Annotated in this window: 17 protein-coding genes; 5 read left to right on the top strand and 12 right to left on the bottom strand. The window is 45.6% G+C overall.

From position 1 onward, the window contains the following. Positions 1-84: 84 nt before the first annotated feature. Both ACDQ55_RS09160 and ACDQ55_RS09155 read left to right on the top strand, forming a co-directional pair. Positions 85-768, top strand: coding sequence for a VIT1/CCC1 transporter family protein (locus ACDQ55_RS09160; protein WP_420981070.1), 684 nt, complete (start codon positions 85-87; stop codon positions 766-768). Positions 769-848: 80 nt separating this feature from the next. Then, complete coding sequence (locus ACDQ55_RS09155) at positions 849-2,969, top strand: DNA topoisomerase 3 (RefSeq protein WP_420981069.1); 2,121 nt, start codon at positions 849-851, stop codon at positions 2,967-2,969. A gap of 41 nt (positions 2,970-3,010) precedes the next feature. On the opposite strand, the gene ACDQ55_RS09150 is transcribed toward ACDQ55_RS09155, so the two are convergent. The 4 genes from ACDQ55_RS09150 to ACDQ55_RS09135 all read right to left on the bottom strand — a co-directional run bounded on the left by ACDQ55_RS09150 (position 3,011) and on the right by ACDQ55_RS09135 (position 8,365). Beyond that, on the bottom strand, positions 3,011-3,844 hold the full coding sequence (locus tag ACDQ55_RS09150) for an oxidoreductase (protein ID WP_420981068.1): 834 nt from the start codon (positions 3,842-3,844) through the stop codon (positions 3,011-3,013). Between the two features lie 238 nt (positions 3,845-4,082). After that, complete coding sequence (gene rpiA / locus ACDQ55_RS09145) at positions 4,083-4,784, bottom strand: ribose 5-phosphate isomerase A (protein WP_420981067.1); 702 nt, start codon at positions 4,782-4,784, stop codon at positions 4,083-4,085. 128 nt (positions 4,785-4,912) lie between these two features. Beyond that, complete coding sequence (locus ACDQ55_RS09140; RefSeq protein WP_420981066.1) at positions 4,913-7,366, bottom strand: glycosyl hydrolase family 95 catalytic domain-containing protein; 2,454 nt, start codon at positions 7,364-7,366, stop codon at positions 4,913-4,915. A 60-nt stretch (positions 7,367-7,426) separates the two neighbouring features. After that, a complete protein-coding gene (locus ACDQ55_RS09135) occupies positions 7,427-8,365 on the bottom strand; it encodes a YihY/virulence factor BrkB family protein (protein ID WP_420981065.1) in 939 nt (312 codons plus the stop codon). 219 nt (positions 8,366-8,584) lie between these two features. On the opposite strand from ACDQ55_RS09135, the gene ACDQ55_RS09130 reads away from it, so the two are divergent. Continuing rightward, positions 8,585-10,837 (top strand): cation:proton antiporter, encoded by a 2,253-nt coding sequence (locus ACDQ55_RS09130; RefSeq protein ID WP_420981064.1) that lies wholly within the window; start codon positions 8,585-8,587, stop codon positions 10,835-10,837. A 108-nt stretch (positions 10,838-10,945) separates the two neighbouring features. Here the strand turns inward: ACDQ55_RS09130 and acnA are convergent, their stop codons facing one another. Further along, positions 10,946-13,672 carry an aconitate hydratase AcnA gene (gene acnA, locus ACDQ55_RS09125; protein ID WP_420981063.1) on the bottom strand — a complete coding sequence of 909 codons (2,727 nt, stop codon included), beginning with the start codon at positions 13,670-13,672 and terminating at the stop codon, positions 10,946-10,948. A gap of 122 nt (positions 13,673-13,794) precedes the next feature. Here acnA and ACDQ55_RS09120 point away from each other — a divergent pair, with 122 nt between their 5' ends. Continuing rightward, a complete protein-coding gene (locus ACDQ55_RS09120; protein ID WP_420981062.1) occupies positions 13,795-14,631 on the top strand; it encodes a class I SAM-dependent methyltransferase in 837 nt (278 codons plus the stop codon). Between the two features lie 3 nt (positions 14,632-14,634). On the opposite strand, the gene ACDQ55_RS09115 is transcribed toward ACDQ55_RS09120, so the two are convergent. The 3 genes from ACDQ55_RS09115 to ACDQ55_RS09105 form a co-directional block, all read right to left on the bottom strand. Next, complete coding sequence (locus ACDQ55_RS09115) at positions 14,635-15,648, bottom strand: MBL fold metallo-hydrolase (RefSeq protein ID WP_420981061.1); 1,014 nt, start codon at positions 15,646-15,648, stop codon at positions 14,635-14,637. A gap of 196 nt (positions 15,649-15,844) precedes the next feature. Beyond that, on the bottom strand, positions 15,845-16,660 hold the full coding sequence (locus ACDQ55_RS09110) for a tyrosine-protein phosphatase (RefSeq protein ID WP_420981060.1): 816 nt from the start codon (positions 16,658-16,660) through the stop codon (positions 15,845-15,847). 242 nt (positions 16,661-16,902) lie between these two features. Continuing rightward, positions 16,903-17,814, bottom strand: coding sequence for a LysR family transcriptional regulator (locus tag ACDQ55_RS09105; RefSeq protein WP_420981059.1), 912 nt, complete (start codon positions 17,812-17,814; stop codon positions 16,903-16,905). Between the two features lie 93 nt (positions 17,815-17,907). On the opposite strand from ACDQ55_RS09105, the gene ACDQ55_RS09100 reads away from it, so the two are divergent. Next, positions 17,908-19,032: an alkene reductase gene (locus ACDQ55_RS09100; protein WP_420981058.1), complete on the top strand. Its 1,125-nt coding sequence runs from the start codon at positions 17,908-17,910 to the stop codon at positions 19,030-19,032. A gap of 556 nt (positions 19,033-19,588) precedes the next feature. Here ACDQ55_RS09100 and ACDQ55_RS09095 read toward each other — a convergent pair. From ACDQ55_RS09095 to ACDQ55_RS09080, 4 genes are all read right to left on the bottom strand, one after another. After that, positions 19,589-20,626 carry a zinc-dependent alcohol dehydrogenase family protein gene (locus ACDQ55_RS09095; RefSeq protein WP_420981057.1) on the bottom strand — a complete coding sequence of 346 codons (1,038 nt, stop codon included), beginning with the start codon at positions 20,624-20,626 and terminating at the stop codon, positions 19,589-19,591. 26 nt (positions 20,627-20,652) lie between these two features. Next, on the bottom strand, positions 20,653-21,846 hold the full coding sequence (locus tag ACDQ55_RS09090; RefSeq protein WP_420981055.1) for an MFS transporter: 1,194 nt from the start codon (positions 21,844-21,846) through the stop codon (positions 20,653-20,655). Positions 21,847-22,017: 171 nt separating this feature from the next. Then, positions 22,018-22,995 carry an LLM class oxidoreductase gene (locus tag ACDQ55_RS09085; RefSeq protein WP_420981054.1) on the bottom strand — a complete coding sequence of 326 codons (978 nt, stop codon included), beginning with the start codon at positions 22,993-22,995 and terminating at the stop codon, positions 22,018-22,020. 60 nt (positions 22,996-23,055) lie between these two features. Beyond that, complete coding sequence (locus tag ACDQ55_RS09080) at positions 23,056-23,331, bottom strand: ArsR/SmtB family transcription factor (protein ID WP_420981053.1); 276 nt, start codon at positions 23,329-23,331, stop codon at positions 23,056-23,058. Positions 23,332-23,474: the final 143 nt, after the last annotated feature.

Raw genomic sequence — 23,474 nt, 5'->3', positions numbered from 1 at the left:
ATTTTCAGGTTTAGTTTGTTTGTAACAAAATACAATAAAGCAACTTATATTTATAATAAGAAAATATCTGTAAACAGGGAAATAATGCACCACGAAGAACATTTAAAAAGCTCGGATTTTATTACAGACATGGTAATTGGTATGAGCGATGGCCTCACTGTACCTTTTGCGCTCGCCGCAGGGCTCAGCGGAGCGGTAAACAATAACGGCATCATTCTTACTGCCGGTATCGCCGAAATAGTAGCTGGCTGCATTGCCATGGGATTAGGTGGATACCTCGCTGGCAAAACAGAGCTGGAACATTATGAAAGCGAATTGAGAAGGGAATATACGGAGGTGGAAACGGTACCAGATAAAGAAATAGAAGAAGTGAAAGAAGTATTTGCCGAATATGGCCTTAGCCCCGAAGTCCAAACACTCATTGCTACCGAACTTGCCAAGGATAAAACCAAGTGGGTGAATTTTATGATGAAGTTTGAACTAGGACTGGAAGCGCCTGATCCCAACAGGGCGAGGCAAAGCGCCCTTACCATAGGCGCCTCTTACTTTGTAGGCGGCCTGCTCCCCCTATCTGCCTATCTTTTTACTGCCACCCCGAGACAGGGATTGATCGGTTCCACCGTACTCACTGTGGCCTGCCTCTTTATATTCGGATATTTCAAAAGCAAAGTAACCGGGCAACCGCCAGTACAAGGCGCACTGAAAGTAACCATGATTGGCATACTAGCAGCAGCGGCCGCCTTTGGCATTGCACACTTAGTGGCCTAACCGGCAAGAGCTATTCCCAATACATGAGTACCCATTTACAACTATTTATCCGACATTTGTTACCCAACTTTAAACAGATTATGAAAGTTTGCATTGCTGAAAAACCAAGTGTGGCAAGGGACATTGCAGAAGTGATTGGCGCTAAGGAACGCAAAGACGGCTACTATGAGGGCAATGGATTCCAGGTAACCTGGACTTTTGGCCATTTCTGCACCCTCAAAGAGCCACACGATTATTTTGAACAATGGAAGTTCTGGCGCCTGGAAGACCTTCCTATGATCCCTCCCAGCTTTGGTATCAAGCTAATAGAAAACAACGGCGTACAAAAACAATTCAACACTATCGCCACCCTAGTTCAGCAATGTGAAGAAGTGATCAACTGCGGAGATGCCGGCCAGGAAGGAGAACTCATACAACGATGGGTACTGCTGAAAGCAAAATGCAATGTTCCCGTAAAAAGACTGTGGATATCATCTCTAACGGTTGAGGCTATACGTGATGGTTTTCTTCATCTGAAAGAAGCAGAACAATATAACAATCTTTACGCGGCTGGCAGCGCACGCGCCATTGGCGACTGGCTATTGGGCATGAACGCAACCCGCCTCTTCACCAAAAAGTTTGCACAAGGAAAAGTAGTATTGTCGATTGGGCGGGTGCAAACGCCTACCCTCGCTATGATTGTACAGCGGCAAAAAGAGATCAATGCCTTTGTATCAGAAGACTACTGGGAGCTGAAAACGATTTACCGGGAAACAGAATTCACGGCAACCATAGACCGGCTCAAAAATCTGGAGAAAGCAGCCAAAGGGCTGGCTTACCTCAAAGAACACCCATTTGAAGTAACTTCCTTCGAAAAAAAAGACGGAAAGGAAGGAAATCCCCGCCTCTTTGACCTCACGGCCCTACAGGTGGAAGCTAATAAGAAATTTGCTTTCTCGGCAGACGATACACTCAAATACATTCAAAACCTCTATGAGAAAAAACTGGTTACCTACCCCAGGGTAGATACTACTTATCTCTCGGAAGACCTGCACCCGAAAATACACGGCATTTTGGAAGACATGACACCCTACAGTGCGCTCATCGCCCCGCTCCTGGTTAGTCCCATTCCTAAACTCAAAACGGTTTTCGACGATAAAAAAGTAACCGACCACCATGCCATTATTCCTACCGGTATGCACCCTGGAGGATTGCCGCTGGAAGAAAAACGTATATACGACCTGGTAGCCCGCCGCTTTATTGCCGCTTTTTACCCAGAGTGTAAGATATCCAATACCACGGTGCTAGGAAAGGTTGGTCAGGTACCTTTTAAGGTAACCGGTAAACAGATCCTGGAGCCTGGATGGAAAGAAGTATATGCCAATGACGTAAAGGAAAAAAAAGAAGGGGAGGAAGAAGAAAAGATATTACCACACTTCGAAGCCGGCGAAAGCGGCCCTCATACGCCCCGTATACACCAGGGTAAAACCTCTCCCCCAAAAGCCTTTACAGAAGCAACCTTGCTGCGGGCAATGGAAACCGCCGGCAAACAGGTAGACGATGAAGAAATGCGGGAGCTCTTGAAAGACAATGGGATCGGCCGGCCTTCTACCCGTGCCAATATCATTGAAACCTTGTTCAGGCGGAAGTATATTGAGAAAAAGAAAAAGAATATCTATGCTACCCAAACAGGTATAGACCTGATTGATACCATTCAAACTGAACTCTTGAAAAGCGCTGAGCTCACCGGCCAGTGGGAACGTAAGCTACGCCTCATTGAAAAAGGAGAATATGCTATGGACACTTTCAAGGATGAGCTCATACAAATGGTAGTGGATCTTACCAAAGAAGTAAAAACTGCCAGCTATAAATTTATTACCGTGGCGCCCGATCCTTTGCCGGTAACGGAAGAAAAAGAGACGTCTAAAAAAACAGCGGCCCCTAAAAAAGCAGTGGTCATTACAGATACCCTATGCCCCAGATGCCAGCAGCATCCGGTAAAAAAAGGCAATACCGCTTATGGCTGCGCCAATTTTAACGCCTGTGGCTTTAAAATCCCTTTCGAGGCATATGGAAAAAAATTAAGTGATAAACAAATCTCCGACCTGCTAACAAAAGGGAAAACCGGAAAAATAAAGGGGCTAAAAGTACCCGGTAGCGAGGAAGAAAAAGAAGGCAAGCTATCATTAGACAGCCACTGGCAGCTCATCATCAGCAGTTAACTACCGGCAGCCAACTGCTGATGAGATGATATTACACGGAATTAATAGCTGGTGGCAACAGTTTGTGCCTTCCAAGCTTCCAGATCTGCTTTTACGGCCTCTATTTTCTTATAAGCCATCTCATAAGCATCTTGCCCAAGAAACAAATGCAGTGGGGGCTGGGCTACATCGGCCATCTCAATAATAGTAGCCACTGCCTTCTCCGGATCTCCGGGCTGATTACCATTGATCTGTTGCTGATGCGCCTCCTGGGTTGCCCGCACAGACTCGTAAGCAGCTAAAGGATTAGCAGGCACACCCAAAGAACTGTTGGATAAGAAGGCTGTTCTAAAATACCCTGGAGATACAATAGTTACCTTAATACCAAAAGGCTTTACTTCTGCCGCCAGCGATTCAGATAAACCATCTACCGCAAACTTGGTGGCACAATAGCTACTAAAGCCAGGAAAATTACCGGTAAAACCAGCAATAGAAGAGATATTGAAAATACGTCCAGACTGCTGCGCTCTCATATAGGGCAATACCTGCCGGGTAAAATTAAACAGGCCAAATACATTCACATCAAAATTATCCCTGATCTCTCCGTCCGACAGCTCTTCCAGGCTCCCTATCTGTGCATAGCCAGCATTATTTACCAATATATCAATGCGGCCAAACTGACGGATGGTTTCAGCTACTGCCATTTGAATACTGTCTTCACTGGCGAGATCTACTCCCAGCGGTAAATAGTTACTATCCTGGGATATGTCTTCAAGAGCAGCTAAACTGCGGGAAGTTGCCGCTACCTTAACGCCTTTGCCCAACAGCTGTAATACCAGTGAGCGGCCCAAGCCTTTGGAGGCGCCGGTTATTAACCAAACTTTTTTGTTGTCCATGATCTTGCATTTTTTATTGATACAAAAGTAGTACAGGGACACACGGCGCTTGTTACGCTAGCCAAACCATTTACAAAGTTCAAGCAAACCTCCCATATGAAAAAGGGAATCTCCACGTTCAGATGAGGATCTGCTCGTTTTGATTATTCATATGGTGTAAGTTTTTTTAGATAAACAAGAGAACTTCTTGCTTGGTTGCTGGCCAGCTGTTAATTTTCCATTGTAGACAATAGTTGGATCAAAGTTGCCAGGCAGGATCTTTCCGGATCACTTCCACCCCTTTCTTACCCGCTATAATGGCGGCATGCGCCATATTATAAAAAAGAGAAGTTTCCAGCACACCCGGAATATCTTTTAACCGGTGATTAAGACTATCCAATGGTGGAAAAGAACGGAACCAGATATCAATGAGCAGATTTCCATTTTCTGTAATCACCGCACCATCTTTTTTATTGCTCAAACGAATCACGGGATTAGCCAATGAAAATAATTGCTTTATTTGTGTCATCACAAACGGCGTTGCTTCCGGGATCACTTCTATCACTACAGGGAAAGTAGTATACAGTTGAGTTACATACTTGGAGCCATCTCCGACCAGCACAAATTTTTCTGCCATTGCAGCCAATAGTTTTTCCCGGGTATGAATACCACCGCCACTTTTTAAGGCATTGAGCTGATGATCAAACTGATCGCAGCCATCTATATACAAATTCAGTTTGGATACCTCACTGATATGCTTTAACCGGAACTGCTGCTCTTCGAGCAATTGGCGGGTATTAAAAGAGGAAGTTACCGTAGTAATACTTTCCCACAAAACTGTTGTTTCCTTCAGATATCCTACCAGATGGGCGATGGTGGCACCAGCCCCCAGTCCCACTACATAACCTGGCTTTATGATATCCAACGCTGCTTTGGCGGCTATTTGCTTTAAGTCTTCCATAGAAGTAATAAATATGATTTTTTTGATTACCCTGATGTATGGATACAGTTGATTAAATCGTCATAAAAATAATCAGAAATATCAAATCAATATTTCTTACACCAGGGTAATCAAAAAAATCATATTCATCACATCTGCATGCTTATCAAATATTCCCTGCCTTTCTGCGTATCAAATACCATCGCTCCTTTTTCGTACCGGCGAGGCAGTACTTTACCGTTACGGTCTTTTACCACTGCATTTGGTGGTAACATAATTTTGCATACAGCGCCACTACCGGAATAAATGCTGGCCTGCTGCACTTTTTTATCTTTCCAGGAAAAATCAACTACAAAACCATTAACAGCGCAGAGACCTTTAACCTTACCCGCTGCAAAAGCTTCTTCACTGGGAAGGGCAGGCAGCAGGCGGATAATATTATCTACTCCATGGCTTTGCAGTAACATTTCTGCAATACCGGCAACAGCCCCCAGATTACCATCTATCTGAAAAGGCGGGTGCGCACAAAACAGGTTGGCGTAAGTGCCTGCGCCGGAGCGCATGCTGATTTCACCGGTAGCCGCAGTAGGCGTCCAAAGCTCACGCAGCATTTTCCAGGCATGATCACCATCTCCCAAACGTGCCCAGAAAGCTATTTTCCAGGCCCTGGACCATCCTGTACCGCCATCACCTCTCCTATTCAGTGTTTTTTCTGCCGCAGCAGCCAATGCTGGGGTATCCCAGGGCGTTATTTCGTCATAGGGGTACAAGCCATACAGCGGCGACACATGACGATGGTGCGGGTCTGCTTCTTTATAATCCTCCAACCATTCCTGTATACCACCTGTAGCAAAACTGATCTGGTCTGGGGCTAATTGGGCCCATACACTTTTAAGGCTATCTACCCAAAAACTGTCTGTATGTAAAATACCTGCAGCGGCGATAACGGCGCCCAGGAGCTCCCTGCCAATTTGCATGTCAATAGTAGGGCCCATACAGGTTTGGCCTTGTTGTTCGTTGGGAAGTATATATGCATTTTCGGGAGAATTAGAAGGCGCTGTTACCAGCCAATGATGCGTAGGCTCAGTGATCAGGATATCTTTATAAAAAATAGCGGCGCCTTTCAATACCGGATATGCCTGCGCCAGGAATGCCCGGTCTTGGGTATACTGATAATGCTTCCAGAGATGTGTAGCAACCCAGGCCCCACCGGTTAACGTAGCTCCCCAATCGGCACCTTCGCCAGGAGAGGTAAATCCCCAGGGATTGTTAATAACATGGGCCACCCAGCCGCCGGCATGATAATAAATACGGGCAGTACGCTGGCCATACTCCGACATTTGCCTGGCCAATGTGAATAGGGGTTGATGACAATCAGACAAATTAGTGATTTCTGCCGGCCAATAATTCATTTCTACATTGATGTTCAAATGATAATCCCCATTCCAGGGCGTCTGGTACTCTTCTGCCCACAATCCTTGCAGATTGGCCGGCATACCGCCGTTACGGGAAGAGCTGATGAGCAGGTAGCGGCCAAAATTAAAATACAAGGGCACCAGGGATGCATCCTGTCGCCCTTGCTGCAGTTGCTGCAAACGGTCTATGGTAGACAGCGTGTTGGCGTTATCGTTATTATCTGAAAACATTATGCGGCAACGGTTAAAATAAGACGTATAGTCTTTTACGTGATACATCAGCAATTGTTGCCAGGAAAAAGCAGTAGCCTTACGGATATCTGCCTGGGCCACCGGCATGGGTGCAGCGCCTCTTGTTTCCACGTGAGGCCAGTTCATATCGGTACGGGCAGCGAGCAGCAAAATACATTCATCTGCCCCACTTACCGTAATACCTTCCTTATCCTGCTGCTGACGGCCACCTTTATTCAATACTTTTAATACCGTAGCATATCTCACTCCTTCGTCGTTATTGCCGCCATCAAGAACGCCGCTCATAGTAACGCACTGTTGCCCCATCTGGATAACAGCGCGTTCTTTCCGGTGCAAACGGGTGGTAAAATATAGACTCCCCGGCTTGCTGGCCAACAACCGCACTACAATCACCTGTTGCGGAGCAGATACCAATACCTCTTCCCAGAAGCCAACGCCATTACGCTCCCAGCTTACCGTGCCTATAGCGCTATCGATCCGCAGAAGGCGTTGATAGTTATGTATATCCGACATCGTATCATGCCATTGAATGAACAAATCACCCAAAGTTTGGTAACACCCAAATTTCACATTGGCGCCATTACCATTGCCAGATCCAGCACCCTGGCAAACAAAATATTGCTGCAACATTTTCTGGGCGGCTATATTATCACCGTCTAGCAATAATTGCCTGATCTGCGGCAGGTAACTGCCAGCTTCCTTATTATCAGCATCCTGCACGCCGCCAGACCAGAGCGATATTTCATTCAAAACAATTCTTTCTGTATTGGGATTACCAAATACCATGGCGCCCATACGGCCATTGCCTAGCGGAGCAGCAGCTGTAAAATGCCGTGCAGGTTCGTTGAAGCGCACAGTCACATCCGACTGTGCCACTGCGTTGATTGCCCCTAATAAAATAATAATAATAGTCTTGTAATATATCTTGCGGTTCATATCTATCAAGATATATAAAAAATACCGTGAAAGAAAGAGAAAGCAGGCTATTAGCTGCTGCTAACTTCCCTTTTGCTCATCGGAAAGGGTGAGCTTATATTTGCTGGCTGAGCGCAAAGGATGTATGGGCCGATGAGTACGGGCAGACCAGGCATCGGTGAAACAAGCGCCATAGTAAAAGATCAGGGAAGCATAAAACATGAACAATAATATCAGGACAGTGGAAGCAGAGGCGCCATAAATACTGTTAATACTGCCATAAGTAAGCATTACTTTCAGAACAGCTTTACCAATGTTAAATAAAATACTGGTCACCAAAGCGCCTGTCAAACCCGCTTTCCAACGGGGACGCCCATCGGGTAAAAAATAAAACACCAGGAAAAACCAGATGGTAACGATGAGCACAGAGATCACATAATTTAATGCGCTATTATAGTAAGTAGCCAATACAGGCAGATAAAGATCAATATACTTCCCCAGAAAAGCACGGGCGGCTTCTGCTATCAAATCCATAATAAACAGGATGCCTGCAAATACAATAACCAATGCAGCTTTTAAGCGGGACACAAGTATCTGGAACACGCTTTCCTTATGGATACGTCTTATTCTCCATAATTCGTTGAGCGATCCTTTTATAATTTTAAATAAGGTAGTGGCTACGAACAACAGGAATATAAATCCACCAATGGCAATGATCCAGTTTTGCGCAATACTGCGGAAAGCCTGTAGGGTGCCCAGGATGGCTTCTGTGGTTTCACGGCCAAATAAGCCTTCCAACTGCATCATGAGGTGCCGGCCCGGGTGCTGTATACGGAATATCAGGCGGAACAACTGTATCAGGATGATCAGAATTGCCGGTAATGCGAAAGTGGTGAAGAATGCCGTGGCTCCTGCCATGCGCAACGGATCGCCGGCCTGCAGGGCCTTATAAGCGTCTTTAAACGAAAGCAAAAATAATTGCCAACGAGGTAATGTTTTATCAGTGGTACCGGTTTTCATGCCTACCTGTTATCATACTAATTTACTGATTAATTTGTACACCGTACCTTTGCCTGAAAATGCGGCGTAAGCGCCAGCGAACTTAATCTTGACCACCCGCAGGAAAAATGATATATTAGCAAATATCAAAGATCCGGAAACTGGCACCTGACACATATGAGCATGGTTATTCATTGCCATAAAAGTACAACACATGACATTTAAATCGATTTTTTCTGTATGCATCTACCAAAATTAATTATTGACCTGGCACTGATATTAGGAGCGGCGGGAATTATTACCTTACTGTTCAAACGGTTGAAACAACCAATGGTACTGGGGTATATTATAGCTGGTTTTTTGGTGGGTCCTAATTTCAGACTGTTTCCTACCATTGCAGATCCGGAAGGCGTAAAAACCTGGTCTGAAATAGGCGTTATATTCTTATTATTTTCCCTGGGCCTCGAATTCAGTTTCAAAAAACTGATGCGGGTGGGTGGTACAGCTGCCATTACTGCTTTTATAGAAATTGCGTGCATCACAGTAGCCGGTTATTTTACCGGGCAGCTAATGGGCTGGGGATTTATGGACAGCCTGTTCCTGGGCGGCTTGTTAGCCAGTTCTTCCACTACTATTATTATACGGGCCTTCGAAGAACTGGGCATTAAGCAAAAGCCCTTTACCAAGATTGTATTTGGCGTATTGGTGATAGAAGATATTGTGGTGATCCTGATGATGGTATTACTTTCTACTATGGCCGTGAGCAGGCAGTTCCATGGCGTGGAAATGTTATTTACCATCTTAAAATTGATGTTCTTTCTGGCCGTTTGGTTCCTCGCAGGCATTTTCCTGCTACCTACTTTCTTAAAAAAAATGGAAAAGTATATTAATGGGGAAACCTTACTGATCCTGAGTATTGCCCTTTGCTTTGGCATGGTGATATTAGCCACCAAAGTTGGGTTTTCTGCAGAACTCGGCGCTTTCATCATGGGTTCAATTATTGCAGAAACCACCTCTTCAGAAAAAATAGAACACCTTATTCAACCGGTAAAAGACCTTTTCGGCGCTATCTTCTTTGTATCTGTAGGCATGCTCATTAACCCGCACATGATCGCAGAATATAAGTGGCCGGTATTAATCGTTACCTTATTGACCATTATCGGCAAGTTTTTCAGCACCGCCACAGGCGCCTTACTTTCTGGCCAGCCGTTGAAACAGTCGGTACAAATAGGCATGAGTATGGCACAAGTAGGTGAGTTTGCCTTTATTATTGCCACCCTGGGCCTTTCCCTGGGCGTTACCAGTGAGTTCCTTTTTCCGGTGGCAGTAGGCGTTTCTGCCATTACTACTTTTACCACTCCTTACATGATCAGGTCTGCAATACCGCTATACAACTGGCTGGAAAAAATTCTGCCTCAAAGCTGGCTGAATGCCCTGAAGCGCTATACTACCAGTTCCCAAACCTTACAAGCGGAAAGCGATTGGCGCATTGTATTGCGTAGCTATGTAAGGGTAATCGTATTAAATAGCGTGATCATTCTGGCCATCATCCTGCTGGATGTATATTATATCGGCCCATTAATCATCTCCTATATCCTCGATCCGCTATGGACACGTTTATTATGCGTAACAATAGGCATTGTCCTGATGTCGCCTTTTATCTGGGCCCTCGTGGTACAAAAGATCTCTAGCGGTTCCTACAAGGAACTATGGCTGGATTCCAAATACAACCGTGGCCCGCTTGTAGTAGTGGAGGTAGTACGCAACGTAGTGGCCGTGTTGTTGGTGGGCTTCCTGGTAGACCAATACTTTACTTTCTGGCAAGCTTTCCTGGGTACAGCCGTTATCATGGCCTGCGTGCTGCTGGCACTGCGCTCCCAGCTGCAAAAATTCTATAACCGCATAGAACATCGTTTCCTCACCAATCTCAATGCCCGTGAAGATGCAGAAGCAGACGCCGCAGCACTGAAAAAAGCCAAAGACGCCGATCTGCTCCCCTGGGATGCACAGGTATCTGAAGTTGAGATAAACCCCTGGTCTACACTGATAGACATTCCATTGGCAGACTTACAACTGCGTGAGAAATATGGCATCAACGTAGGTGCTATCAAAAGAGGAGACGTTACCATCTACGCACCTACCCGCGATGAAAAACTGTTTCCTTATGATATCCTTTCTGCCATTGGTACAGAAGCCCAACTGGATGAATTTAACCGGGTGATCAACAATCTGAACATGCCACGCCATGACGACGGATCTGATGAGAACATCGGGCTTACCAGCATTCTCGTAGACGAACACAATGGCCTTAAAGGGCAAACGATCCGGAATTCCGGTATTCGCGAAAAAACAAAAGCGCTGGTGGTAGGCATTGCCCGCAACGGGGAGAAAATCCTAAACCCGGCCTCTGAAACCACATTCCAATGGGGAGATATCGTATGGCTGGTGGGCAACCGGAAATTAATCAATGAATTTTCCAGGAATAAGGGATAGGGGATAAATTACCTTTCTATCTTCCAATATGCTGCGGAGACGCCAACAAGTCCTCCGCAGCATGTTGTCTTTATGTTGAAGAATAATGGAATTTTATATTACATCATCTTATGCCTTTTGCAGGAAAGCCCTCAACACGTACTGTAAAATACCACCATTGCGATAGTACTCGATTTCTATCGCTGAATTCAATCTGCTTTTTACTTTAAATACAACCGGATGGCCAGATGAAGGTATAGCCGTTACCGTTAACACCTTACCCGGCTCCAGGTCGGAAGCAATGCCTGCTATGCTATACAACTCTGTACCCGTTAATCCCAGTGAGGCAGCATTTTCACCATCCAGGTATTGCAAGGGCAATACTCCCATCCCCACCAGGTTACTACGGTGGATACGTTCATAGCTTTCGGCAATCACGGCCTTTACTCCCAGCAGGTTGGTGCCTTTTGCAGCCCAGTCGCGGGAAGAACCGCTGCCATATTCCTTTCCTGCAAGTATAATTAAAGGCACTTTGGTTGCGGCGTATTGCATAGCGGCATCATATATGGGCAACACCATACCAGTGGGGATGATAGTCGTAAAACCACCTTCTTTAGGCGACAGTTCATTTTTAATACGCACATTAGCAAAGGTACCTCTGATCATCACTTCATGATTTCCCCGGCGGGAACCATAGGAGTTAAATAAACGCGGATCTATACCATGATCCAGCAGGTACTTACCGGCGGGTGTATCTGCTTTGAAAGAGCCAGCAGGTGAAATATGATCCGTGGTAACAGAGTCGCCCAGTTTCAGCAACACACGGGCGCCATTGATATCTTCCAAAGATGCCGGCTTTTCCGGCAGCCCATTAAAGAAAGGCGCTTCACGGATATAAGTAGAATCGTTGCTCCATTGGTAGTTATGGCCGGTGGGCGCCATCAGGCCACGCCATTGGTCATCTCCATCAAAAATTACCTTATATACCTCTTCAAAATCCTGTTGTTTTACCGCAGCGGCTACTGCTTCATTGATTTCTTCCTGGGTAGGCCATATATCACGGAGGTAAACGGCTTCCCCATTCGGGTCATATCCCAGGGGAGCAGTGAGCATGTCTACGTCTATTCTGCCGGCGATGGCATAAGCCACTACCAATAGTGGAGAAGCCAGGAAATTCATTTTCACCTGCGGATGTACTCTGGCTTCAAAATTACGGTTACCGGATAATACAGAGGCCACCACCAGGTTGCCTTTATCGATCGCTTCCGAAACCGCTGGCGGCAGCGGGCCACTGTTACCAATACACGAAGTACAGCCATAGCCCACTATATGAAAACGCAACGCTTCCAGCTCCGACAGCAAACCAGAACGTTTCAGGTATTCTGTTACTACTCTGGAACCTGGCGCCAGGCTTGTTTTCACCCAGGGCTTCACATACAATCCGCGGCTGATCGCTTTCTTCGCCACCAACCCTGCTCCTATCATCACGCTGGGGTTAGAAGTATTGGTACAACTGGTGATAGCGGCGATAGCAATAGCGCCATCGCTCAGCACATATTCCTCATCCTTTAGCTTGATGCGGACCGATTTGAGGTATTCCACTTCTATGGCTACATCTTCCACCGGCTTCTGTATCTCGTAAGTAAAAGTGGTACCGGAGCCGCCTTCCGATAGCCAGGCTGTATCACGACGTTTGCCTTCCGGAGTGTACATCCGTTTAAACTCCTTATTGAGCAGGGTTTCAAACTCATTGTGCAAATCACGCACCAGGATGCGGTCTTGCGGCCGCTTAGGACCCGCTACGGCCGATTGTATCTGGGAAAGGTCTAGCTCAAGTATATCTGAATAGGTAATTTCTTCCGTACCATGCCGCCATAACATATTTTCCCGGCAGTAAGATTCCACCTGTGCAATCTGCTCAGCAGAACGATTGGTACGGTGCATGTATTCCAGGGTTTGTTGATCAATAGGGAAATATGTGACCGTACAGCCAAATTCGGGCGACATATTAGAGATCGTAGCTCTATCTGGAACAGAGAGGGTATCCAGCCCTTCGCCAAACACTTCCACAAACTTATCCACCACACCATACTTACGAAGCAATTGGGTAATGGCCAACACCATATCAGTTGCAGTAACGCCTTCGCTTAACCGGCCAGTAAGCTTTAAACCGATTACCTGCGGACAGGTAAAATAAATGGGTTGCCCCAGGATGGCCGCTTCCGCCTCAATACCTCCTACTCCCCAGCCTAATACACCGATTCCATTCACCATGGGCGTATGGGAATCTGTACCTACCAGGGTATCAGGAAAAAGCCATCCATCGCGGTTAATAATGCCCTTAGCGAGGTACTCCAGGTTTACCTGATGACAAATACCCATGCCCGGCGGCACTACCGTAAAATTATCGAATGCCTGCTGTGCCCATTTCAGCAACTGGTAACGCTCTTTATTACGTTCATACTCGTAGGCTACATTTTTCACATACGAATAATCGGTGCCAAAAAAATCTACCTGCACCGAGTGGTCTACAACCAGATCTACCGGGATGGCCGGGTTAATGCTACTGCCTTCTTTTCCTTTCCGGACTACTTCCGCGCGGATAGATGCAATATCCACCACCGCTGCTACCCCTGTGAAATCTTGCATAAGTACACGGGCAGGTTTAAAAGGAATTTCATTATCGGTACCGGCCGGGTTCCAGTTGATAAGCGTATCCAGGTGTTCGTCTGTGATAGCGAAATTATCATGGTTTCTCAATACGTTTTCCAATAATATCCTGATGGAAAAAGGCAGGCGGGAAATTTGTTTTCCTTCCTGTTCCAATTTGCTGAGAGAAGCGATACGTGGCTGCATAATCTGAGTTGTTGACAATCTAAAAAAACAATACCGGCAGCATTTTGTTTATAAAGCCGCCAATATTCCCCTGCTGTACATATGCACGCCCAGGCAGTAGCTTTATCTAAAATGCTCTCAAAATGGCCCAAAAATTAAAAGTTCCCTCTACTTCCCGCCTGGTACTGGAAGCCGCCATGTCGCTTTATACCTCGCCTTTACAGCAGCGTTATATAGCCGCCATCGACTTCAGCGAAACCAGTGGCTTGTTTTATGACCTGAAACGGCAATATTCCAGCATTGTAGACATTATATGCCTGCGTAAAGAAAGCATCCGGCAAATGCTACAGGAAAAATTCTCCCAATCACCACAGCAACAGGTGGTTATCCTGGGTGCGGGCCTCGACCCGCTATCGCTCTACCTGCTGGAAAACTATGCCAATGACATCAGCCATATTATTGAAATAGACAATGGCTATATAGAAGAAAAACAAAAAATATACACTGATATCCTGCCTGAAACTGTACCCATCCACTTTTCGCGCTGCGATATCACCGACACAGACCTATTGTGGCATAAGCTCCGGGAAAATGGCTACAAGGAAGCATTACCCACCACCATCATTTTTGAAGGCGTGTTTCATTATATCCGTAACGAAGCTTTTATACAGCTGATGAAATTATTCCGGACCACAAACCACCGGAATACTGTAATGATGGATTATTTTTTATCTGATCAGGAAGTGCCAGACGGCTACCTCCCTGCCCAGCAACGTGTACTGGAGCTAATAGAAACTGCACTCGGACTATCGTTAAATATTCACAGCCGCGCAGTGATCAGTAGTTTGCTGGAGTACCTTGATGCCGATCAAGTAAAAACGGTAGCGCTGCATGAAGTAGAGAAAAAGCTTACCGGGAGCAACCAGCTATTGCATGCCCCCGGCGAAGGACTACTGGAAATGGTTCACTTCAATATCTGAGCCCTATTGTATAGTTTTCCACCAGTGGTCGTGCGGGTAATGTTCCCCTACAACTACTGGTTCGCCGATACGTGGCGTAGTTATCTGAAGGCCCCGTAAGGAGGCGCTGGCAGTACTGCGGGCAGGCGGCTCGTTCCAGGGATGATTGGCCAGTGTGAACTTAGCCCAATGCACCGGTAATAGTACTTTACCCTGCAAATCTATGGCTGCCTGCACCGTTTCTTCCGGTTGCATGTGAATAAAGGGCCAGAAATCATTGTACTGCCCACATTCCAGGATCACCAGATCGAAAGGACCGAATTTATCGCCAATTGCTTTAAAATGGGCATCGTAACCCGAATCGCCACCGATAAAGATCTTATACCCGAAGATCTGCAGTACAAAAGATGCCCACAGGCTTCCTCCCCTTTTCAGGCCACGACCTGAAAAATGTCGTGCAGGCGTAGCTGTTAGCGTAACATCCTTGGCTACCTCCCGGGTTTCCCACCAATCCATTTCTGTAATATTATGATTAGTTTCCACTATCGTTAAATCGCGCCCCACGCCCAAGGGCGTATAAATTGCTTTCACCCGCAACTGCAATTGTGCCAGTGTTTTTTTATCCAGATGATCGTAGTGGTTATGGGTAATAATCAACAAGTCTATTTCCGGCATGTCTTCCACCGTATATACGTCGGCGCCAGGAAAGGCTTTCACCATAAAAGGCACAGGACTGGCACTGCCGCTAAACACAGGGTCTACCAGGATATTAAAACCGCGCACTTGTATGAAATAGGACGAATGCCCAAACCATACTACTACGGGTTTTTCTGTATACAAAGTTTTCAGATCTGTTTTTACTGAGGGCAATAGCGCTGAAGGCCTTACATTAGCCCCCCGGTGCATCACCTCTTTCAACATCTGGTAATAGGTAACATGATCCGGCTTGAGGGGGGTAAGTGATAGGTTCTGAAAGGCTCCCTGCCGGAAATTTTGGGAATGTTGTATTCTCTCTTTTATAGAAACTTTGCGCTGCATGCCGTAAAATTAAAATGTTTATCTCATAGAAAAGACGAACAGCGTCGTAGTATATTGTATCAGCATACGGAAAGCAGTTTCAGTACACCAGCTTGCGCTGGTCGTTCGTCATCATGGCTGTTTGCCGCTTAGTGATCATGTGGGTAGTAAGGGGTATTCAAGCAGCCGCCAACAGCTAACCGTTGGCGGCCAACGCTTAAATCGTATATTTCTCTTTCAATAAAGCTCTTTCTTTAGCGCCTATCCCTAATTCCTTTTCAAAAAAATTATCTACTGTACCATATCTGTTTTTAATTGCATTGAACAAACTATGCAGCAGCTCAGGCTTTAATTCCATTGCTTTGCGGATCGTAGCTTCATCCAATCCCGTACCTTTCTGTAAACCGCTGTACATCTGATTGTTCATCGGCAACAGGTACACGTTACTGGCAGTAAAATCAGCTTCAATAACGCTTTGTGGCACACCCAGCACATAAAGGAACAAAGCCGTAGCCATACCCGTTCTGTCGCGCCCACCTGTGCAATGATACATCAGCGATTCGTTGGCTGGTAACACCAATAACTTCTGAAACAAGGGCTTGTAACGAGCACTCAGATAGGTGGTATTCCCATAAAATTGATCCAGCCAATTGCCACCGCTTTTAATCATATCCACCATCTGTGCCATACCAGGCAAGCTATCGCTGCCTGCGGGGCATAACTGGTAATCGGTATGCGGCAACAGGTGATCTGGCGCAACTGCGGCCTCTTTTACGCCCCGGAAATCAATAACAGTATGAATATGTTTCTGTTCCAATACAGACAGATCCTGCTCCGTAAGCCGGCTTACATCTGCAGAACGGAATACCTTACCCCATACCACACTTCTTCCATCTGTGGTTTTATAACCGCCCACATCGCGGAAGTTCACGGTCCCTTGCATACGCACTACCCGCTGCGTACTGTCTGTTAATTGCGCAAAGATGGCCCCAGGCAAGGCAATAGCCATCACTGACAGGATGAGTTTCTTCATAAATGCAATAATGATAGATAATCGTGATTGTTATCATGCACGAATCGATTTAAATGTACCAACATTTACCGATAACCTATCTTACAGCATATTACCAAATCATTACCGGTAAATATGCTCACACTTTGCGGGTTCAAAGCCAAATCTCCCTTTATCACCGGTGTAACGCCTACCGCATATATTAAAGCGATGATGGCCAGCTATTAAAACAAACAATCAGTTGCAGATTCCCCATAAAAAAACTAACCGGCAGCTAACTGCTCCCTAAATATGTCTTCAATACGTTTAATTTCCTCCGCATACATGGTTTTCTTCCTGGAACCGAAATAAAGGGTATTTTCGATTACCTGAAAGCCTTGCCAGGCCAACTTAATATGCCCCGCCGCTATTTCCTGGCTACATAAAAAATCAGGTACTACAGAAAAGCCTTCCCCATCACTCAGGCAGCGGATAATGGAACAAAGGTTAGGTACTATATAGTTAGGCTTAAACTCCAGATGGTGTTTAAAATTCTGCTGCCAGAATCTTTTCAGATGCTCGGTATCAGCAGCGGTACTGTACCATATCTGTTCTTTCAACCAGTTTTCTATTTCCTCTGCAGCGGCCGTCCCGGCCTTTAATAAGGCGGTTAGCGGTTTAATATTCGTTTTCTTTCCGGCTATCAATACCAGCCGCTCTTTGGAAAAAGGCTTGAATTCCAGGTTTCTCTGCTCCCCCTTTTGTGGTGTGATGATCAGGTCTAATAGGCCTTTATCCAGATCTTGTATCATTTCGGGATATAGACCAAATTTAATGATGATGTTAAATGGCAGGGAGGAAATATGCTTTTCCAGGGTAAACTGGAAGGTTTCAAAACACATTCCTATACTAATTGTAGCACGATCTGTTTTAGTGCTTTTGTGGAATAGTTGTTCTGCGTTTTCCAGTTTAAGTAAGGGCTCTTCAATAAAGTTGTAGATCACCTTTCCTCGCTCGGTGGGCACCATTTTTTTAGCCAACCGGTCGAATAGTTTATACCCGGTATAAGCTTCCAGCGAATTGAGGTGCAGACTTACCCCCGGTTGGGAAATAAACAGGACCTGCGCTGCCCCTGTCAGTGATCCTTGTTCATATATTGCTTTAAAGGTCCGGAGCCACTCCATGTTAAGTCCCATTTTTCTATAATTTTTCTGATACAAATGTATAATTTAAATAATTATTGTAATAGTACTTTTTGATAGACCTTTGCTGCGACAAAAGAGAAAATCATGCTTTTTACAGACTATACTTTAGGCGGATTAACATTAAAGAACCGGATCGTGATGCCGCCCATGACCCGCTCCCGTGCGGCCAAAGGGGATATAGCCACCGACCTGATGGCCGAATATTACCAGCAAAGGGCCTCTGCCGGCCTTATCATTGCTGAAGGTACCCAGATCAGCCGGCAGGGTCAGGGCTATGCCTGGACGCCAGGGATCTACACGCCTGATCAGATAGAAGGATGGAAGAAAGTAACGAAGGCAGTACATGCCCATAATGGGCGCATTTTTGCACAGTTATGGCATGTGGGCAGGGTATCCCACACTTCCATACAAGAAAACGGGGCCGCTCCGGTAGCGCCTTCCGCCTTACTGGCAGCTGGCGTTAAAGTATTTGCCGATCCGGAAGGAAAAGGACCTGAAAACGGCGCTGGGGAAATGGTACAGCACTCTATGCCCAGGGAGCTAAGCATCCCCGAAATAAAGGCCATCATCGATGATTACGCACAAGCCGCAAAAAATGCCATCAAAGCAGGCTTCGATGGCGTAGAACTACATGGCGCCAACGGCTATCTGATAGAACAATTCATAGATTCACAAACCAATCAGCGTACCGACGAATATGGCGGTTCCCTACAAAACAGGTTACGCTTTCTTAGAGAGGTGGTAACTGCCGTAGCATACGCAATAGGCAAAAACAGAACCGGTATCCGGCAAGCGCCTTTAACTACTTTAATGGGTGCGCAAGATGATCACCCGGAAGAAACTTACATTGCAGCCGCCAAAGTGCTAAACAATATCGGCATCGCTTTTATACACATCGCAGAAGCAGACTGGGAAGATGCTCCCGTAATGCCGGCTGCCTTTAAAACCGCCTACCGCGAAGCCTTCTCCGGAACGCTCATCTATTCCGGTAAATACACCAAAGAAAGAGCAGAAGAAGCTTTGCAAAATGGCTGGGCCGACCTAATCGGATTTGGCCGTCCGTTTATTGCCAACCCCGACCTTCCTTACCGGCTCGAACATGACCTGCCCTTGAATGCACTGGATAAAACCGCACTCTTCGGCGGCGGCACTAAAGGTTACACCGATTATCCAGCATATGAAACAACAACGGCAAATATATCATCGTAAAAACTCCCGGTAGTTTTATTATGAACTGATCATTGTCAAAAAATTGAGCCCCGGTAAATATACCGAGGCTCTTTCATAGGGGTTTCAGTAGATAGCTTATAATTTATAAAAAATTATATTCATCCCTACTACAGCAGTACCTAAGCATAGCGGAACATTTGTTTTATACTTATCAGCCAATAACAACATCCCCAACCGCTGGGTACTCATATAAAAAGAGGTAGAAATTCGTTTAATGATAGGCGTTATACCCATACAATCCATACCCAGCCTGCTACATGAGCACATTCCATCATTACACATACTAACCGTACGGTATATACGCAATGCAGGCAGTACCAAATATAAACAACTTTATACAATGCCACAATACATGCCGCAAGTTTTGTTTCCAGATTAGCCGGTAGCTACTATGCCCAGCCGTATAGCCATCTCCGTAAAACCTTTTATTTCTTAACCTCAATAGTTAGTTAAAGAAGCATCTCGTGTTTACAGCGCATTAAAAAAGCCGTCCCAATTTATTATGAGACGGCTTCTTATACTATGCTGCTTAAACTTATTCTGAAACTTTGATCACAATCTTTCCAAATGCACCTTTATCCAGGTGACGAAAAGCGGTAAGGGCATCTTCAAAAGCATATACCCGGTCAATTACCGGTTTTACCTCCTGATGCTCTGCCAAAAATGCGTTCATTTCTTCAAAGGCTTTCCGGTGGCCTACTGCTGAACCTTGTAAACGCGCCTGTTTAAAAATAACAGGTAGTATGTTGATGGTAGCTTCCTCTTTATCCAGGAATCCGATAAGGTTAATTAAGCCTTCTACCTTGATAGCCCGTACAGATTGATTGATGCTTTTATCACCGCCTACTACCTCCAATATCTGGTCTACTCCTTTACCACTGGTGATTTCCAATGCTACCCGGTCCCAATCAGGCGTTTTCACGTAATTGATGATATGGGAGGCGCCCAATGCCAATGCTTTCTTTCCTTTTTCATCATTGCTGGTGGTTACAATCACTTCCGCTCCCAGTGCACTGGCCAGCTGAATGGCAAAAATAGATACCCCACCGGTACCTTGTATTAACACAGTGCTTCCTTTACCGGGCCTGCCAAATCTGGTAAGTGCGTGCCACGCAGTTAACGCAGCTATGGGCAAAGTAGCGGCTTCTTCATCAGAGAGGTGCGCAGGTGCAGCTACTGCAGCATAGTCTGGTATGATCATGTATTCTGCAAGCCCGCCAGGCAAAGGTCCGCCTAACAAATAATTTGATTCATCAGGACGGGTTACGCCTTCCAACCACTGAGAAAATAAATGACTGGTTACACGATCTCCCACATTAAAGCGGGTTACCGCGTTACCTGCGCTCACCACGGTTCCTGCAACATCCCCTACTAGCGTTAAGGGACCCTGTAACAATATGTTTGGATCATAATATCCCTCAATAATGGCCTTATCCCTATAATTCAAGGATACCGCTCCTACCCTGATCAATAATTCTCCCGGGCCAGGAACTGGCACTGGCACTTCATCCAATTGCAAACGGTTCAGGTCGAAGGCGTGTAACCGCCATGCTTTCATATTTGTGTTTGACATATTATGTTGAATTTTAAATAATTTATTTAGTGAACAACTATTGGAGAAGGAATGGAAGATGGCTCCTCCCCGGTTTTCTGCCGGCCTTCCCAAATGCTTCTTACAAATACCAACAGTATTGCTATTACGCCAAAACTGATGGCAACCCAGGGAATCTGGCCAATGCCTTGATGTACAATTACCCAACCGCCTATCATCGTACCGGCTGTAATGCCGAAATTGGCGAAAGAAGCCGTGAGGCCATTGGCGAATTCCAACGCTTCATGTGCAGCAGCACTGATAGAAGACGTTGCGATTAAAAATCCGGGCGCATACAGGATACCCCATAATGCTACCCATGCCGTAGTGGCCAACGAAGTATGACCAGTGAAATATAAACCTAAAGGCACGAGGATATTACATCCCGCCAAAAAAGCAATATTGGACCAGGCAACATGCTTACTTAACGTTTTACCGGCTATCCATGTTCCTAATAAACCGGTAACGCCAAACAGGAACATCAGGTAGCTGATACCTTGGGGGCTCATTGCTTTTATTTGTACCATATAATCCGCAAAGTAGCTATACAGGGCAAATTCAGCGGAAAACATAAAAAAGGTCATCATCAGGCTCAACCACACAGAGGGTTTTCTGAGGATACCTAACTGATGGCCAAAAGTTACCTTGCCCGTTACCGGCATAGGTGGCATCACCGCATAGATACTAATAAGCGCTAACGCGCTGATCAGCGCCTGCAAAACAAAAGAATACTGCCAGGTAAAAACACTGGCTAGGTAAGTGGCCAATGGAATAGTACTTACTGTAGCGATACTGATGCCACTCAAGGCAATAGCCATCATTTTATGCTGATCTTTTTTAGGCGCTATCCTTATTACTGCTGCTATAGCTGCCGCATAATACACCGAATGCAGTAAAGCCGGCAATACCCTTACCGCTACCAATAACCAGAAGGGAGGCGATACGGCAGACACCACCCCGGTGATCAGGAATAGGCTTAAGCTAGTGAGCATTACTTTCTTGCGGTCGTAGCCCGAAGCTAACAAGCTCATAAAGGGACCGGCAATGGCTACTACAAAGGCAAAGGCACTTAATAATAATCCAGCCCTGTTGATACTGATATGATAGTGGACAGCTATCTGCGGAAGAATACCGATCACGCCAAATTCCGTTGTCAGGATGCCAATTACGCCCAGGCAGGACGCGTAAGCTAATTTTTTCATTTAGTGCGGATGTTGATTTATAATAGATAGATAAATAGCAATACATCTATATTTTAAAGCATAAAAAAGCTTTTAATTACGGGCTGGTTAACTTCCGGCCAGGCCGGCAACCATTGGTTTACCAATGGAAATGCCGGCATGTTTTGATGCAATAGACATACAGATAATTATTTACTTAACAGAGAGACTACGGAAATAAGGTATAATGTAAGTTCCGAATTCTTCTATAATATCTTCCGCCGGCCGCCTTGTTGGTTTCAGGTTCAATACGGCGTGCGATAACCCTGCTTGTAATTGTTCTTCCCAAAATCTGATCAATTGGTTTCTTCCTCCCCTCAACATGGTTCTGCCAAAAAAGATAGGTTCGTCCGGATTATCGGACAGATCGAAAAAGAGTCCATAACCGTAAGGTTTAAACACGCCATTAGTGGCTGCTTTCCAACGTGGAATCACATCCACCATCCTACGGGCGTCTGCTCCGTGCCATATCCACCCGTCTGTATTTTCAGCGATCCATTCCATCGTTTGCCCGGCCCTTCCAATGGCAATAGTGGGCAAATGATGGGTAACAGGCTTGGGGATCAGATCAATACCTCCATCCATTACTCCATAATATTGTGACTGATGCTGTGGAAATTCATTTTCAGTGACTACACGGATAATATCGCGGGCCTCACGGTAACGGGCTGCCTTGTTTTCGAAATTAACGCCAAAGGCAGGGTATTCACTATACCTGTCTCCTGAAGCCAGGCCCAGTAAAAAACGTCCCCCAGACAGGTGATCGATGCTGGCAGCCTGTTTAGCAACAATCAGCGGATCACGGAGAGGCAATACTATCCCTGCTGTACCAATAGCCATCCTTTTAGTGATGCCCGACAACCATCCCGCATATACTAATGGGTCTAATACCTGACCAGCATCTCCAAAAAGTGGATCCAGGAAAGGCACATCCCTTAACCAGATCACGTCTACACCGGCTGTATCCGCTTTACGCACCAACTTTTCATAGTTGGCCATATCCGGCAATGGTCCGTTAGGATAGCCATCCATTGGCGCCACAAAGCCAAAAGTGAGTTTACCTTCCTGGAATACCTGTGTAAAACCCGGATGCTGTTGCAGGTGATTAGCTGTTGTATTATTGTCTACCATATCCATTATATTTATAGATACATAGAAATTCATCTATGCTTAAGTCTTTAAAAAACCTTTTTATGGTTTTAAACTTTTTATATAATCCGCAAACTCATCGAGCACGGCAGTGTTCAATGCATATTTTATGTTGCGTCCTTCCTTAATGGATTCCAGTATGTTGGCATCCACCAGCTGCTTCACATGGTGTGAAATGGAAGGCTGCGTCATATCCAGTATCTCATGGATCCTGGAACAGGGTAAAAAATCTCCTGTAGTTTTAAATTCCTGCAAAATCTTCAGCCGGTGCGGATCGGCTAAAGCTTTACCTATCTTCTCAAACCGTTTACTATTCATATTTTTTCGATTCGCTTGGCAAAGGTAAACAAAAACATCGAAATATATCTATGTATCTTTCAACGTAATGACAATTGCTCAGCCTGCATGGGGCCGACTAAAGTAAACATTGGAAAGCGCTGTTTTATTCACAGCTGCCTATC

Origin of the sequence: Chitinophaga sp. 30R24 (genome assembly GCF_049056765.1) — a bacterium.
Lineage (GTDB): Bacteria > Bacteroidota > Bacteroidia > Chitinophagales > Chitinophagaceae > Chitinophaga.
This window is presented reverse-complemented; position numbering and strand designations above follow the sequence as displayed.